The sequence below is a fragment of the Enterobacter sp. R-1.6.2 genome, assembly GCF_035064085.1.
GTDB lineage: Bacteria > Pseudomonadota > Gammaproteobacteria > Enterobacterales > Enterobacteriaceae > Enterobacter > Enterobacter asburiae_B.
In genome coordinates this window covers 66,124-81,648 of the sequence record NZ_JASEYI010000022.1, presented here as the reverse complement: position 1 = coordinate 81,648, position 15,525 = coordinate 66,124, and the positions used below count along the sequence as shown (strand labels likewise).

Below are 15,525 nucleotides of genomic sequence, written 5' to 3'. Positions count from 1 at the left end.
CGCAGCGGCGCGGGGTGTGCATATTACGCTTTCCCGCTTCAGAGTCAAGTGATTAATTTCGCTTTTCTCTGCTGACCTGGCGGCGTGTGTGCCGTTGTTCCGTGTCAGTGGAGGCGCATTATAGGGAGTTATTCCGACGTGACAAGCATAAAATACAAAAAACTTTTCGTTCGCTCACTTTTCAAACTTAACGCTTATTTATGTCGCGAATCGCCCGTTAAATGTGCGATTTCCCGCGCAAAACTGGCCACCTGCGACCAGTCGGTATAAACCACTTCTTTACGCGTATCGGTTTCACCCCCGGTCATCTTCATAATCAGGCGGATCATAAAGCGGTCATACCAGCGGTAGCGAGGGTAGCGCAGCGCGCCGGCAAAGACGGCGCACAGGTCTGGCTGCCACGGCGAGCTGAGTAAAAACTTGCGCGTGTAGCTGTTGGTCTGCGGCGTACGCTTCTCGGCTTTACGTGCGACCAGGTTGACCGAATAAAACGCACCGGGCAATTTGTTGAGCACCGCCGTGTGCTTTTTCACAAAGCGATCCAGCGCCGGATGGAAATGCCCGTAACGAATTGACGCGCCAATTACCACGCGATCGTACTCCTGCCAGGCAATCTGCTCCGCACGGTTCAGGTTCACCACATCCGAGTAAATACCCAGCTCTTTTAATTCCGACGCCAGATAAGCGGCAATCTCACGCGTTTGCCCGTCTCGCGTAGAGAAAAGAATCAATGTTTTCATCAACGGCTCCTTACTCGCGCCAGAATGTAGGGGTGAACAGCACCAGCAGCGTAAAGACCTCAAGACGACCAAACAGCATATTGGCGATGAGGATCCATTTCGCGACCGGGTTCATGCTGGCAAAGTTATCCGCCACAACGCCCAGACCGGGCCCGAGGTTATTCAATGTTGCTACGACGGACGCAAAGGCGGAGAAATCATCCACCCCCGTCGCGATAATCGCCAGCATACTGACGATAAAGACCAGCGCATACGCCGAGAAGAATCCCCACACCGCTTCGAGGATACGTTCCGGCAGCGCGCGGTTCCCCAGTTTGATGCTGTAGACCGCGTTCGGGTGGACCAGGCGCTTCAGCTCACGGTTCCCCTGCTTAAATAGCAGCAGAATACGAATCACCTTCAGGCCGCCGCCCGTAGAACCCGCACAGCCCCCGATAAATGCCGAGCATAAAAGCAGCACCGGCAGGAACAGCGGCCAGCGCGCGATGCTGTCCGTGGTAAACCCGGCGGTCGTCGCCATCGATACCACCTGGAAGAACGCCTGATTTAGCGTGGTCAGCGCGGAGTTGTAGACATCATGGAACCACAGCACCAGGGTACAGATGATCACTAGCGTAAGCTGGACGCCAATGAACATGCGGAACTCCGGGTCACGCCAGTACACCTTCAGGCTGCGCCCGCTCAGTAAAGAGAAGTGCAGACCGTAGTTACAGCCTGAAATCAGCAGGAAAATGGCAATAATGGTGTTAATCGTTGGGCTGTCGAAGTAGCCGACGCTGGCATCGTGGGTGGAAAACCCGCCGATAGCGATCGTCGCAAAGCTGTGTCCGATGGCGTCGAAAGCGGGCATCCCGGCAAACCATAGCGCCAGCGCACAGGCCACCGTCAGTAAGACATAGATAAGCCAGAGGGTTTTCGCCGTCTCGGCAATACGCGGACGCATTTTGTTATCTTTCAGCGGCCCGGGCATTTCGGCGCGATAAAGCTGCATGCCGCCAACGCCCAGAATAGGAAGAATAGCCACTGCCAGGACGATGATCCCCATCCCCCCGAACCACTGCAGCATCTGGCGATAAAAGAGAATGGCGTGCGGGAGTGAATCCAGCCCCACCAGCGTCGTCGCCCCGGTGGTTGTTAAACCGGAGAAGGATTCAAAAAAGGCATCCGTGATGCTCAGGTTAGGCTGTTCAGAGAAGATGAAGGGCAGCGAACCGACGCTCCCCAGCACCGTCCAGAACAGGACCACAATCAGAAATCCTTCGCGAGATTTCAGCTCACCTTTCTGACGACGGTTTGGCCACCACAGCAGCGAGCCGATCGCCAGCGCGACAAAGAAGGTCTGGGTAAATGCCCGGCCCGCGCCGTCCCGGTAGATAAGCGCCACCAGTCCTGGGAGAATCATCGTCCCGGAAAAGAGTATGACCAGCAGTCCAACGATTCGGGTTATGGCACGAAAATGCATCTCTGCCGCTTCCTTTGGTATTCAAAAAAGTGAGGTGGGGATTATTCTTCAATCGGCAGCAATTGCAACGAACCACGACTAAAATCAGCCAGTTTTGCTGAAAAAGCAGCCAGCTCCGCCTGCGGAAGCGCCACGCGTAATTGCACCATTGCCTGGTAATCACTGTGCGCAATCACGCCGTTAAACTGCCTCAGCAGCGCCTCGATGCCGGATAACTGGGCGTAATCGCACAGTAAAGTATATTCGGTGAGCGGCGTTTTGCGGATAGTTGTGAGCATATTCAGCGCCTGCTGAACTCCGCCGCCATACGCTTTTACCAGCCCACCCGTGCCCAACAGGATGCCGCCGTAGTAGCGCACCACCACGGCGGTAATTTCACCCACGCCGCTGCCCATCAGCTGCGAAAGCATGGGTTTACCGGCCGTGCCCGCCGGTTCACCGTCGTCGGAAAACCCCAGCTGCTGTGAATCATCCGGCGGCCCAGCCACCCACGCCACACAGTGGTGACGCGCGTCAGGATGCTCAGCCCGAACGGATTCGACAAACGCCTTTGCCGCCTCTACGCCGTCGGTATGCGCCAGCAGCGTAATAAAGCGGCTTTTCTTGATTTCCTCAACAAAGGTGACCGGTTCAGCCGGTATCAGCCAGCTTTCCATCAGGCCAGCTTCAGGTCTCGCGTCATATTCTCGATACCGTTTTCGTGAACCACCACGTTATCTTCGATGCGAATACCGCCAAACGGCTTCAGCGCGTCAATTTTTTCCCAGTTGAAGTGTTTGCTGAACTGGCCTTCACGCCACGGCGCCAGCAGGGATTCGATAAAGTAGATCCCCGGTTCAATCGTCAGCACCATACGCGGCTCCAGAATACGAGTGCAGCGCAGGTAAGGATATTTAGACGGTGCCGCCAGGTGCGTGCCGGTGTCATCCTGCATAAAGCCCGCAACGTCGTGAACCTGCAGGCCCAGCGGGTGGCCGATACCGTGCGGCATGAATGGCCCGGTTAGATCGTTTTCGACCATCGCCTCTTCGCTCATGTCTTTCACAATCTGATGTTTACGCAGCAGTTTTGCGATGCGCTGATGGAACTGGATGTGGTAATCCACATAGCTGGTTCCGGCCTTCATGGTGGCAATCAGCGCCAGCTGTTCATCGTTCACGTCTTTAATCAGCTGCGCGAAATCGGTATCCGCATTCGCCGCCCAGGTACGGGTCAGGTCGGCCGCGTAACCGTTGTACTCGGCGCCTGCGTCAAGCAGGAAGCTGCGCATCTCCGACGGTACGTGGTGATCCAGTTTGGTGTAGTGAAGCACGGACGCGTGCTCATTCAGCGCGACGATATTGCTGTACGGCACGTCGGTATCACGGTGGCCTGTCGCGGTCAGATAGGCCTGGTTGATATCGAACTCGCTCATGCCGGACTGGAACGCTTCATGCGCCGCACGGTGACCGTTCACCGCCGTTTTTTGCGCTTCACGCATGCAGTAAAGTTCGTAGTCGGTTTTATACGCGCGGTAATAGTGCAGGTAATCCAGCACCCCTTTCGGATTGAGTTTGTCTGCCGGAATATCCAGACCCAGCGCGCGCTCCGGAACAGGGCCAATATAGCCGATGTTGCCACGCGCGGCAGGCAGCTGGCTGCCAATGCCGTCCGCTTTCGGCAGTGCAATCACATCAATCTCTTCCGTCCAGAAAGAGGTCGGCAGCGGTTCTACGTTGTGCCAGTAATCGACCGGCAGGTAGAACCACAGTTTCGGCTTGTTCACGCCATCCACCAGCAGCCAGCAATTTGGAACCTGAGTCACCGGCACCCAGGCTTTAAACTGCGGGTTCACCTTAAACGGATAAGCGTGGTCATCCAGAAAGGTATTCATCAGCTCGCCGGAGTGGATCAGCAGCGCATCCAGCTTAAAGCGGGCCAGTACATCGCGGGTACGTTCCTGTAGGGTAACGATATGATTTTTATAAAGCGAAGCCAGTGAGTCCATCATTCTTCCTTTCGTTTTTTTGACCTCAAGTCATCGCATCTTAGCACACCTCACTCCGGCTGCGTGATTTCCACCGACCGTGATCAATGCAGCATTTTCTTAATGAGTAATTTGCATTTTATTAACATAAATCCCACACTCCGATTCATCTGGTATGACCAGATCCAATTGCTGGATTCAGGAGACTGACATGCTCTACAAAGGCGACACCCTGTACCTCAACTGGCTGGAAGATGGCATTGCCGAACTGGTGTTCGATGCTCCCGGCTCAGTGAACAAGCTTGATACCGCGACGGTGGCCAGTCTTGGCCAGGCGCTGGATGTTCTTGAAAAACAACCTGAATTAAAAGGGCTGCTGCTGCGTTCGAACAAAGCGGCCTTTATTGTCGGTGCCGATATCACCGAGTTTCTTTCGCTGTTCCTGGTCCCGGAAGAACAGCTGAGCCAGTGGCTGCACTTTGCCAACAGCGTCTTTAATCGTCTGGAAGATCTGCCTGTCCCGACCATTTCCGCCGTTAACGGCTACGCGCTGGGCGGCGGCTGCGAATGCGTACTCGCGACCGACTACCGTCTGGCGACGCCGGACCTGCGCATCGGCCTGCCGGAAACCAGGCTGGGCATCATGCCGGGCTTTGGCGGCTCCGTGCGTATGCCGCGCATGCTGGGTGCCGACAGCGCCCTTGAGATCATTGCCGCAGGTAAAGACGTCGGCGCAGAACAGGCGCAGAAAATCGGCCTGGTCGACGGCGTCGTGAAGCCAGAGAAACTGGTTGAAGGCGCACTCGCCATTCTGCGTCAGGCAATCAACGGCGATCTCGACTGGAAAGCCAAACGCCAGCCGAAGCTGGAGCCGTTAAAACTCAGCAAGATTGAAGCCACCATGAGCTTCACCATCGCCAAAGGCATGGTGATGCAGACGGCGGGTAAACACTACCCGGCGCCGATCACGGCGGTGAAAACCATTGAAGCGGCTGCTCGTCTCGGACGCGATGAAGCGCTGAAGCTCGAAAATCAGAGCTTTGTCCCGCTGGCGCACACCAATGAAGCTCGCGCGCTGGTCGGTATCTTCCTCAACGATCAGTTCGTGAAGGGTAAAGCCAGGCAGCTGACCAAAAACGTTGAGACGCCAAAACATGCGGCGGTACTCGGTGCCGGCATTATGGGTGGCGGTATCGCTTACCAGTCCGCCTGGAAAGGCGTGCCGGTAGTGATGAAAGACATCAGCGAGAAATCCCTGACGCTGGGCATGACCGAAGCGGCCAAGCTGCTGAATAAACAGCTGGAGCGCGGAAAAATTGACGGGCTGAAGCTTGCAGGCGTGATCTCCACCATTCAGCCCGTGCTGGAATACAGCGGTTTCGACCGTGTCGACGTAGTAGTCGAAGCCGTCGTCGAGAACCCGAAAGTCAAAAAAGCGGTGCTGGCAGAAACGGAAGATAAAGTTCGTCCTGAGACCGTGCTGGCCTCTAACACCTCCACCATTCCAATCAGCGAACTGGCGAGCGTGTTGAAGCGTCCGGAAAACTTCTGCGGGATGCACTTCTTCAACCCGGTACACCGTATGCCGCTGGTCGAAGTGATCCGCGGGGAAAAAACCTCTGACGAAACCATCGCTAAAGTGGTGGCATGGGCCAGCAAGATGGGCAAAACGCCGATCGTTGTTAACGACTGCCCGGGCTTCTTCGTTAACCGCGTGCTGTTCCCTTACTTCGCAGGCTTCAGCCAGCTGCTGCGCGACGGTGCGGACTTCCGCAAAATCGACAAAGTGATGGAGAAACAGTTCGGCTGGCCGATGGGCCCAGCGTATCTGCTGGACGTGGTCGGGATTGATACCGCTCACCACGCTCAGGCGGTGATGGCGGCAGGCTTCCCGCAGCGTATGCAGAAAGATTATCGCGACGCCATTGACGCTCTGTTCGACGCTAACCGCTTCGGCCAGAAAAACGGCCTGGGCTTCTGGCGCTATAAAGAAGACAGCAAAGGCAAACCGAAGAAAGAAGAAGATGCCGTGGTAGACGGCCTGCTGGCCGATGTAAGCCAGCCGAAACGCGACTTCACCGACGATGAGATCATCGCCCGCATGATGATCCCGATGATCAACGAAGTGGTGCGTTGCCTTGAAGAAGGTATCATCGCCAGCCCGGCAGAAGCCGATATGGCGCTGGTGTACGGCCTGGGCTTCCCTCCGTTCCACGGCGGCGCGTTCCGCTGGCTGGACACGCTCGGCAGCGCTCGCTATCTCGATATGGCTCAGCAGTATCAGCACCTCGGCCCGCTTTATGAGGTGCCGGAAGGGCTGCGTAACAAAGCGCGCCATAACGAACCCTACTATCCAGCAGTTGAGCCAGCCCGTCCGGTTGGCGAGCTGAAAACGGCTTAAGGAGTCACAATGGAAAAGGTTGTCATTGTTGATGCGATTCGCACCCCGATGGGCCGTTCAAAAGGCGGTGCATTCCGTAACGTGCGTGCGGAAGACCTCTCCGCGCATCTGATGCGTAGCCTGCTGGCGCGTAACCCGGCGCTGGATCCTGCTGCGCTGGACGATATCTACTGGGGCTGCGTGCAGCAGACTCTGGAGCAAGGTTTCAACATCGCCCGTAACGCGTCGCTGCTGGCGGAGATCCCGCATTCGGTTCCGGCCGTCACCGTCAACCGCCTGTGCGGTTCGTCAATGCAGGCGCTGCACGACGCGGCGCGAATGATCATGACCGGTGATGCGCAGGCCTGCCTGGTGGGCGGCGTTGAGCACATGGGGCACGTGCCGATGAGCCACGGGGTCGATTTTCATCCTGGCATGAGCCGTAACGTGGCGAAAGCCGCGGGGATGATGGGCCTGACCGCCGAGATGCTCTCTCGTCTGCACGGCATTAGCCGTGAAATGCAGGATGCCTTTGCCGCGCGCTCTCATGCTCGCGCATGGGCGGCGACGCAGTCCGGTGCCTTTAAGAATGAGATCATCCCGACCGGCGGCCACGACGCAGACGGCGTACTGAAGCAGTTCAGCTACGACGAAGTCATCCGCCCGGAAACCACCGTAGAAGCGCTTTCTACCCTGCGCCCTGCGTTTGATCCGGTCACCGGTACGGTAACGGCAGGTACTTCGTCGGCGCTGTCCGACGGTGCCGCCGCGATGCTGGTGATGAGCGAAAGCCGTGCCCGCGAGCTGGGCTTAACGCCTCGCGCACGGGTACGTTCGATGGCGGTCGTGGGCTGCGATCCTTCAATCATGGGTTACGGCCCGGTTCCGGCCTCGAAGCTGGCGCTGAAAAAAGCGGGATTAACCGCCAGCGACATCGACCTGTTTGAAATGAACGAAGCGTTCGCCGCGCAGATCCTGCCGTGCATTAAAGATCTGGGGCTGATGGAGCAGATCGACGAGAAAATTAACCTCAACGGCGGCGCGATCGCCCTCGGCCACCCGCTGGGCTGCTCCGGGGCGCGTATCAGCACGACGCTTATCAACCTGATGGAACGCAAAGATGCCCAGTTTGGTCTGGCAACGATGTGTATCGGGCTGGGTCAGGGTATCGCGACGGTGTTTGAGAGAGTGTAAGGCTATAACGTAGGCCCGATAAGCATCGCGCCATCGGGCTTTTGCCGGGAGGCGCTGCGCTTTCCCGGCCTACGAGAGGTATCTCACCGCCACTGGCGTCATTGGCGAAGAGAGACAGTTTAGTTGCCGTTCTTCCCGCCTGTCAGGGGCGGGTTTTTTATTTAAATGAAGGCAAACGCATCGCCAAACAGGCGGTCTTCACGCGCGTCACGTTCGTTGCAGAACAGGTCGCGGGCAATTTTCGCCATCTCAAAACGGCCAGCGATATAGATATCGTGCCCTGCCAGCGTGCCGTGATCCTGCAGCACCGCCGTCAGCACCGTCCCGCTGCGACCACGCCAGCCCTCTTCCGGCTGCTCAACCACCGGCTCAATGCGCAGGTTAGGATGGGTTACGCTCAGCGCTTCCAGCTCAGACAGGTCGTACAGATGTTTCTCTTCGCGGCCACCCCAGTAAATGGTGATGTCACGGTCCGGGTTACGCGCCAGGGCGGTCAACAGAATAGAGCGCACATAAGAGAAGCCCGTACCACCAGCGATCAGGATCAGCGGACGGTCTTCGTCATCGCGCAGCCACGCATCGCCGTGCGGAATATCCACCACGATTTCACGTTCCTTCAGGATCCGATCCATCACCGCCATCGCATACAGGTTAAGCTCTGACGCACCAATATGAAGCTCAATAAATTCCTGCTCCGCTGGCGTTGAGGCCATAGAGAAAGGACGCTTATCACGCTCATCCATCACAACCATCAGGTACTGACCCGCGCGGAAAGAGAATGGCGCTTCTGGCACTAAACGGACGCGATATACGGTGTCGGTGATGGCATCTACCGAGGTCACTTTACAGCTTAAGGTTGTCATTCGCTCTCTCTGTCGGGAAGTCTATAGGGCTTAACGGTCAGCTCAGGGTTTACCGTTATTCATTATGGCCAGCTCGTCCCAGATCGCGTCAATTCGCGCGGTCACTGCAGGATCTTTTTTGATCGGGCGACCCCATTCACGGTCGGTTTCGCCAGGCCATTTATTTGTGGCATCCAGTCCCATCTTTGAACCAAGGCCGGAAACCGGCGAGGCAAAATCCAGGTAATCTATCGGCGTGTTTTCGACTAACACCGTATCGCGCGCCGGGTCCATTCGCGTGGTAATGGCCCAGATTACGTCATTCCAGTCGCGGGCGTTAACGTCATCATCGCAGACAATAACAAATTTGGTATACATAAACTGGCGCAGGAAAGACCATACGCCCATCATCACGCGTTTAGCATGACCAGGATACTGCTTCTTCATCGTAACCACCGCCATGCGATACGAGCATCCTTCAGGCGGCAGATAAAAATCAACAATTTCCGGGAACTGCTTTTGCAGGATCGGCACAAACACTTCATTCAGCGCCACGCCCAGCACCGCCGGTTCATCCGGTGGACGTCCGGTATACGTGGAGTGATAAATCGCATCTTCACGCTGCGTAATGTGCGTCACGGTAAACACCGGGAAGTTATCCACTTCGTTGTAATAGCCGGTGTGGTCGCCGTAAGGGCCTTCTGGCGCCATTTCACCCTGCTCAAGGTAACCTTCCAGCACAATTTCCGCACTGGCCGGAACTTCGAGATCGTTAGAGATACACTTCACGACTTCGGTTTTCGTTCCGCGCAGCAGGCCTGCAAATGCATATTCAGAGAGCGTATCCGGCACGGGCGTGACGGCTCCCAGAATGGTGGCCGGATCGGCACCTAAGGCGACAGACACCGGGAAACGCTCCCCCGGATGCGCAGCGCACCACTCCTGGAAATCCAGCGCGCCGCCACGATGCGACAGCCAGCGCATGATGAGTTTATTCTTGCCAATCAACTGCTGGCGGTAAATACCGAGGTTTTGCCGCTCTTTGTGCGGGCCGCGCGTAACGGTCAGCCCCCAGGTGATAAGCGGAGCGGCATCTTCAGGCCAGCACTGCATAATAGGGATTTTGGTCAGATCAACCGCATCACCTTCCAGCACTTTCTGCTGGCACGGCGCGCCGCGCAGGCGTTTGGTGGGCATGTTCAGCACCTGCTTAAACTGCGGCAGCTTGTCGAACAGATCGCGGAAGCCTTTCGGTGGCTCCGGCTCTTTCAGAAACGCCAGCAGTTTACCGACTTCACGCAGCGCAGAGACGTCTTCCTGCCCCATTCCCAGTGCAACACGACGCGGTGTACCAAACAGGTTGCACAGCACCGGCATGGAGTAACCTTTCGGATTTTCAAACAGTAATGCGGGGCCACCGGCACGCAGGGTGCGGTCAGCAATTTCTGTCATCTCCAGATAAGGATCGACAGGAAGTGTAATACGTTTGAGTTCACCCTGCTTTTCCAGCAGCGTCAGGAAGTCGCGGAGATCGTGGTATTTCATGCAGTTAATCATGGCCTCTCTGTAAGCGCTTCATTATACGGCGTAAGCCTGCTTGATGCTGTAATTTTGTTAAATAAGCGTGAACTTATGCGTTCTGTTCCATTTTCCCCCATTATAATCAACTTAGCGATCCCGCCAGGGTTTTGATATGCTTGCGCCCCGAACTAAGGGAAAGAGTGATTATGCAGGCCTGGTATTTACTGTATTGCAAACGCGGGCAACTTCAGCGCGCGCAGGAACATCTTGAACGTCAGTCTGTAAATTGCCTGACACCCGTGATCACGCTTGAAAAAATGCAGCGCGGGAAGCGCACAACCGTCAGTGAGCCGTTGTTCCCGAACTACCTCTTCGTGGAGTTCGACCCGGAAGTCATCCACACCACCACCATCAGCGCAACGCGCGGCGTCAGCCACTTCGTTCGTTTTGGTGCACATCCGGCAACGGTTCCGTCGACGGTCATTCATCAGCTGTCGATTTATCAACAGCCCGAAGGGATCACCGACCCCGAAACTCCTTACTCGGGCGATAGCGTCGTGATTACCGAAGGCGCTTTCGAAGGCCTGCAGGCGATTTTTGCCGAGCCGGACGGGGAAGCGCGCTCTATGCTGTTGCTCAATCTGCTGAACAAGCAGGTGCTGCAGAGCGTTAAAAACACCGACTTCCGCAAGCTTTAAATGTTTATCCCGAACAGATTACGCACGTTGTCATCCGTCTGCGCCGAAAGCCAGTGCGGATCCTCTCCGCGCCACTTCGCGACGCTCTCAACAATGTGCCCCAGATACGCGGGCTCATTTCGCCGCGATGCCGGTTTGGGTTTCATGTCGCGCGGTAGCAGATAAGGCGCATCGGTTTCGAGGAGCAGCCGGTCAGCCGGGATTACCGGCAATAGCTCACGAAGTTCAAGCCCGCGACGCTCATCGCACACCCAGCCGGTAATGCCCAGATAAAGCCCTCGCGCCAGACAGTCCAGCGCTTCCTGCCGTGAACCGGTGAAGCAGTGAAGTACCGCGCCGGGCAGTTTCTCCAGCCACGGATCCAGAAGAGCCAGGAAACGCTCATGCGCGTCGCGGCAGTGCATAAATACGGGCATTCCAAGCTCTGCCGCCAGCGCAAGCTGGGCAGTAAACGCCTTTTCCTGCTCTTCAGGCGTGGAAAAGTTACGGTTGAAATCGAGACCGCATTCGCCGATCGCCACAACGTCTGGCGTCTTTGCCAGCCTGTACAGGGTGTCGCCACTTTCTACGGTCCACTGGCTGCTGTCGTGAGGATGCACGCCAGCAGTAGACCAACAGCGATCGTAACGTTGCGCCAGCTGCTGCGCCTGCTCGCTCTCATGCACGTTGGTGCCCGTCAGCAGCAGTCCTTTCACCCCGGCGGCAAAAGCACGCGCAACCACCTCATCACGATCTTTCGCAAACTGCGAGCTGGTCAGGTTGAGTCCGATATCAAACATGCAAATCCCCATATAACAACCGCCCTGACGGGCGGCTGGTTTTACTCTTCAGTGGTCTTGTCGGACGTATCGTCTTCGTCATCCGCTCGACGTCCTTTACCCACGTAGAAACGCGAGAAGAAAACGCCGACCTCAAACAGACAGTACATCGGTATGGCCAGCAGCGTCTGCGAGAACACATCCGGCGGTGTCAGCAGCATGCCAACAACAAATGCGCCCACAAGGATATACGGACGCTTCTTACGCAGGTCATCCGGGGTCGTTACTCCTACCCAGCAGAGCAGCACAATAGCCACCGGCACTTCGAATGCCACGCCAAACGCCATAAACAGCGCCATCACAAAGCTGAGGTAGCTGGCGATATCCGTCGACACCTGGACCCCTTCCGGCGCGGTATGCGTCAGGAAGCCGAAGGCCAGCGGGAAGACAACGAAATAGGCAAACGCCATGCCGATATAGAACAGCAGCGAGCTGGACACCAGCAGCGGGATCACCAGCTTGCGTTCATGCTTATACAGCGCGGGCGCCACAAACGCCCACACCTGGTAAAGAATGACAGGTGCAGAAGCAATCAACGACACCCAGAAGGTCAGCTTGATGGGGGTAAAGAACGGCGAAGCAACGTCTGTTGCAATCATCGTTGCGCCCAGCGGCATCTGCTTGATCAGCGGCGCAGAGACCACCTGATAGATATCGTTGGCAAAATAGACCAGGCACAGGAATATGAGTAAAACCGCAATAATGCAGTTTAACAGGCGCTTACGCAGCTCAATGAGGTGCGTAATCAGCGGTTGAGTATCATCTACTGCCATGTTTACGCTTTATCACTCGACGAGGGGGATGATTCGGAAACGGACGCAGCGGGCTTCACTTCCGCCGTTTTTGCTACCGACTCTTCCGGCTGCGCCTGTTTTTTCACTTCGGTTTCCTGAGGCGTCTGTTCTGGCGCGGCAGCCTGATGTTCAGCGCTGGCAGGCGTTACGCCCTCGCGCTGCTCTTCGCTGCCCTTCACCACCGGGTTATGGATGGTGTTCGCTTCATCGCTCGCTTTTTCAGGATCGTTAACGCTATAGGAGCGCTTCATCGATTCTGCCGCTTCGCGCAGCTCATCCATTGACGCTTTCAGTTCCGGCGTCAGGTTATCCATGCTCGCCTTCTCGACCTTTTTCAGGCTTTCCTGAAATTCCTGCAGCTTAAGCTCCTGCGCCAGTTCATTCTGAACGGTCGATGCCAGAGATCTCAGCGCACGAACCCAGCCCGCAACGGTTTTCACTGCCACCGGCAGACGCTGCGGCCCCAGCACAATCAGGCCAATCACAAAGACCAGCAGGAGCTCACTAAAACCAATGTCGAACACGACTTACACCTGCTCTTTATCGTGGCGTTTAGCGTCTTCCTTTTTGGCTTCTTCTTGCTTGTCGGCGATGGATTTAGCAGTAAAGTCAGCGTCCTGGCTGGTTTTATCCTGCTTGCTCTCATCATCGCTCATCGCTTTCTTGAAGCCTTTGATAGACGCGCCCAGATCGGAACCAATAGAACCGAGCTTTTTGGTGCCAAACAGCAGCACGACGATGACGGCAATGATCAACAATTGCCAGATACTGATACCACCCATACATGTTCCTCAGGGATAGATGATTAATGAGTCAGGCCGCATTATACGTATGCGACCCGTCGATAGCGACGCACGCTCAGCGCGTTTTTCGCCAGCCTGCTAGCCAGACTACCACCCCGCCAGCCATCAGCCAGGCGGGCATCATCTGCCAGTCCGGACGATTGATCAGCAGCAGCGTACCGCTTAGCAGCAGCGTTGCGCCAATCCCAAAGAGATAGCGTGACTGCCCCTGGCGAACACGGCTGGACTGAAGTTCGCGGGCGATTTTATCCATGCTGTGCTGAAGGTTCTTGCTCTGACGCAAACTGTCATAAACCAGTTCAGGAATTTCAGGCATTTTTTCTATCCAGAACGGGCCTTTCTCTTTCAGCGAGCGCACCAGCGCCGGAATGCCAACCTGATCCTTAATCCAGGATTCAAGGAAAGGTTTCGCGGTCTTCCACAAGTCTAACTGAGGATAGAGCTGTCGGCCTACACCCTCAACGTAAAGTAATGTTTTCTGGAGTAAAACTAGCTGTGGCTGAACTTCCATATTAAAGCGGCGAGCCGTGTTGAACAGGTTTAACAGCACGTGCCCGAAGGAAATTTCCGCCAGCGGTTTTTCAAAAATCGGTTCACAAACGGTCCGGATCGCGAACTCGAACTCTTCGACGTTGGTGTCCGGCGGCACCCAGCCGGAATCGACGTGCAGCTCGGCCACCTTACGGTAGTCGCGGTTGAAAAACGCGATGAAGTTCTCAGCCAGATACCGTTTATCTTCTTTGTTCAGCGACCCCACAATCCCGCAGTCGATACCGATATACTTCGGATCCTCAGGATGTTCGTAGCTCACGAAGATATTGCCCGGATGCATGTCCGCATGGAAAAAGCTGTCGCGGAACACCTGGGTAAAGAAGACCTGTACGCCACGTTCGGCCAGGAGCTTCATGTTCGTTCCCTGTTTCTCCAGGGCGACCACATCCGAAACCGGAATACCGTAGATACGCTCCATCACCATCATGTTCTGGCTGCAATAGTCAGAATAGACTTCAGGTACATAGAGCATCGGGCTGTTTTCAAAGTTGCGACGCAGCTGAATGGCATTCGCCGATTCACGCAGCAGGTTAAGCTCATCAATCAGCGTTTTTTCATATTCCCGCACCACTTCCAGTGGACGAAGGCGACGCCCGTCCGGCAGCAGGCGTGGCACCCAGCGCGCCAGCCGATAAATCAGCTTCATGTCCGCTTTGATGACTGGCAGGATGTCCGGACGAATGACTTTAATAACGACTTCTTTGCCGTTTTCTTTCAGACGCGCGGTGTGCACCTGCGCGATAGAGGCCGATGCCAGTGGCTTAATGTCGAAATCGTCAAACCAGGTCTCGACGGGGACATTTCCCATCGCCTCTTCAATTTGCTTTTTCGCGCGCGCGCCGTCAAACGGTGCGACGCGATCCTGCAGCATCGCGAGCTCATCGGCAATCAGAGGCGGGAAGAGATCGCGGCGGGTCGACAGCATCTGTCCGAATTTAATCCAAACCGGACCGAGCTCCTGCAGCGCCAGGCGCAGACGCTCACCCAGCGGTTGACCTTTATGGCGATTGGGCATCCAGAACAGCATACGCCGCCAGATACGAAGCGGCAGCGTGATACGCATTTTGGGGATAAGCTCGTCGAGCCCGTAGCTCAAAAAGGTGCGAATAATAAAATAGAGGCGCCGAATTTCACCAGGCGTCATTTGCCCTCCAGTTTTTCCAGCCGTTTGGTTAACGCATCAACTGCACGTTCAACAGCAGCGGTCTCTTCCGCAAACCATGCAACTTCCAGTGGCCCGGGCGCCATTCGCCACTCCTCAGTCAGCACTTCCGCCGCATAGCGTTGCTGGCGCTGAAGGTTTTTACGCGCAAAGGAGGCGCCACCATGAAGGATTTTCCCGATGCCTTCGGCGGCAATGTCGCCGATAAAAGGCGCGAGCAGCTCCGCCGGATCGAACTCCGCCAGATCGGTGAGCGCAACGAAGTTCTGCACGACCTGAATGTCGCCCTCCACTTCCAGCTCACCGCTGCGGATAAGCGCCGTTAACTGCTGGCGATCGCGCAGTTTTGGCAGCACGCTCATGTGCGTGATGACCGAGCAGTCGGCCTCACCTTCCCACGCCCCCAGAACGTCAAGCTGGCGTTCGCTGAATACCAGCACAAGCGGCGTCGATAACTCTTTTAAAACAATGCGTAATACCTTCCCGTTAAGCCGCTGACGTGCAGCTTTCAGCGCCGGGGCGCGATACAGAAAAGCGTTCAGTACATTCTCGACGCCTGCGGAGACTAAGGGTTTAAAGGGCACGGGACACCT

At 56.1% G+C, this 15,525-nt stretch carries 15 protein-coding genes; 3 read left to right on the top strand and 12 right to left on the bottom strand.

From position 1 onward, the window contains the following. Nucleotides 1-194: 194 nt before the first annotated feature. From hemG to pepQ, 4 genes are read right to left on the bottom strand one after another with little or no spacing between them, the layout of a single operon-like run. The gene (gene hemG / locus QMN93_RS20475; protein ID WP_029739672.1) at nt 195-740 is read right to left on the bottom strand and encodes a menaquinone-dependent protoporphyrinogen IX dehydrogenase; all 546 of its coding nucleotides are present in this window, start codon (nt 738-740) and stop codon (nt 195-197) included. Between the two features lie 10 nt (nt 741-750). After that, nucleotides 751-2,202, bottom strand: a complete 1,452-nt coding sequence (gene trkH / locus QMN93_RS20470) for a Trk system potassium transporter TrkH (RefSeq protein WP_023309600.1) — start codon at nt 2,200-2,202, stop codon at nt 751-753. A 41-nt stretch (nt 2,203-2,243) separates the two neighbouring features. Next, a complete protein-coding gene (locus QMN93_RS20465; protein WP_193140183.1) occupies nt 2,244-2,858 on the bottom strand; it encodes an IMPACT family protein in 615 nt (204 codons plus the stop codon). Beyond that, nucleotides 2,858-4,189, bottom strand: a complete 1,332-nt coding sequence (gene pepQ / locus QMN93_RS20460; protein WP_032662849.1) for a Xaa-Pro dipeptidase — start codon at nt 4,187-4,189, stop codon at nt 2,858-2,860. Before pepQ ends, QMN93_RS20465 begins: the two co-directional genes overlap by 1 nt. 190 nt (nt 4,190-4,379) lie before the next feature. On the opposite strand from pepQ, the gene fadB reads away from it, so the two are divergent. Then, the gene (gene fadB, locus QMN93_RS20455) at nt 4,380-6,569 is read left to right on the top strand and encodes a fatty acid oxidation complex subunit alpha FadB (RefSeq protein WP_087822941.1); all 2,190 of its coding nucleotides are present in this window, start codon (nt 4,380-4,382) and stop codon (nt 6,567-6,569) included. Nucleotides 6,570-6,578: 9 nt separating this feature from the next. Next, nucleotides 6,579-7,742 (top strand): acetyl-CoA C-acyltransferase FadA, encoded by a 1,164-nt coding sequence (gene fadA, locus QMN93_RS20450; RefSeq protein ID WP_008501515.1) that lies wholly within the window; start codon nt 6,579-6,581, stop codon nt 7,740-7,742. A 161-nt stretch (nt 7,743-7,903) separates the two neighbouring features. Here fadA and fre read toward each other — a convergent pair whose 3' ends face one another. Together fre and ubiD are read right to left on the bottom strand one after the other, a co-directional pair. After that, the gene (fre, locus tag QMN93_RS20445; protein ID WP_008501516.1) at nt 7,904-8,605 is read right to left on the bottom strand and encodes an NAD(P)H-flavin reductase; all 702 of its coding nucleotides are present in this window, start codon (nt 8,603-8,605) and stop codon (nt 7,904-7,906) included. A gap of 42 nt (nt 8,606-8,647) precedes the next feature. Continuing rightward, nucleotides 8,648-10,138, bottom strand: a complete 1,491-nt coding sequence (gene ubiD / locus QMN93_RS20440; RefSeq protein WP_161496003.1) for a 4-hydroxy-3-polyprenylbenzoate decarboxylase — start codon at nt 10,136-10,138, stop codon at nt 8,648-8,650. A 173-nt stretch (nt 10,139-10,311) separates the two neighbouring features. Between ubiD and rfaH the strand changes: the two genes are divergently transcribed. Then, nucleotides 10,312-10,803, top strand: a complete 492-nt coding sequence (rfaH, locus tag QMN93_RS20435; RefSeq protein WP_033146887.1) for a transcription/translation regulatory transformer protein RfaH — start codon at nt 10,312-10,314, stop codon at nt 10,801-10,803. Here the strand turns inward: rfaH and tatD are convergent. The 6 genes from tatD to ubiJ form a co-directional block, all read right to left on the bottom strand. Beyond that, the gene (gene tatD / locus QMN93_RS20430; protein WP_193140185.1) at nt 10,800-11,582 is read right to left on the bottom strand and encodes a 3'-5' ssDNA/RNA exonuclease TatD; all 783 of its coding nucleotides are present in this window, start codon (nt 11,580-11,582) and stop codon (nt 10,800-10,802) included. The two genes, rfaH and tatD, sit on opposite strands and share 4 nt — an antisense overlap. 41 nt (nt 11,583-11,623) lie before the next feature. After that, on the bottom strand, nt 11,624-12,394 hold the full coding sequence (gene tatC, locus QMN93_RS20425; RefSeq protein ID WP_023309607.1) for a Sec-independent protein translocase subunit TatC: 771 nt from the start codon (nt 12,392-12,394) through the stop codon (nt 11,624-11,626). Between the two features lie 2 nt (nt 12,395-12,396). Further along, complete coding sequence (gene tatB, locus QMN93_RS20420) at nt 12,397-12,939, bottom strand: Sec-independent protein translocase protein TatB (RefSeq protein WP_048980574.1); 543 nt, start codon at nt 12,937-12,939, stop codon at nt 12,397-12,399. A gap of 3 nt (nt 12,940-12,942) precedes the next feature. Further along, the gene (gene tatA, locus QMN93_RS20415; protein ID WP_024908000.1) at nt 12,943-13,197 is read right to left on the bottom strand and encodes a Sec-independent protein translocase subunit TatA; all 255 of its coding nucleotides are present in this window, start codon (nt 13,195-13,197) and stop codon (nt 12,943-12,945) included. A gap of 76 nt (nt 13,198-13,273) precedes the next feature. Further along, complete coding sequence (gene ubiB / locus QMN93_RS20410) at nt 13,274-14,914, bottom strand: ubiquinone biosynthesis regulatory protein kinase UbiB (RefSeq protein WP_029741825.1); 1,641 nt, start codon at nt 14,912-14,914, stop codon at nt 13,274-13,276. Continuing rightward, nucleotides 14,911-15,516, bottom strand: a complete 606-nt coding sequence (gene ubiJ, locus QMN93_RS20405) for a ubiquinone biosynthesis protein UbiJ (protein WP_182382900.1) — start codon at nt 15,514-15,516, stop codon at nt 14,911-14,913. The genes ubiB and ubiJ overlap by 4 nt, the downstream gene beginning before the upstream one ends. Between the last annotated feature and the right edge of the window lie 9 nt (nt 15,517-15,525).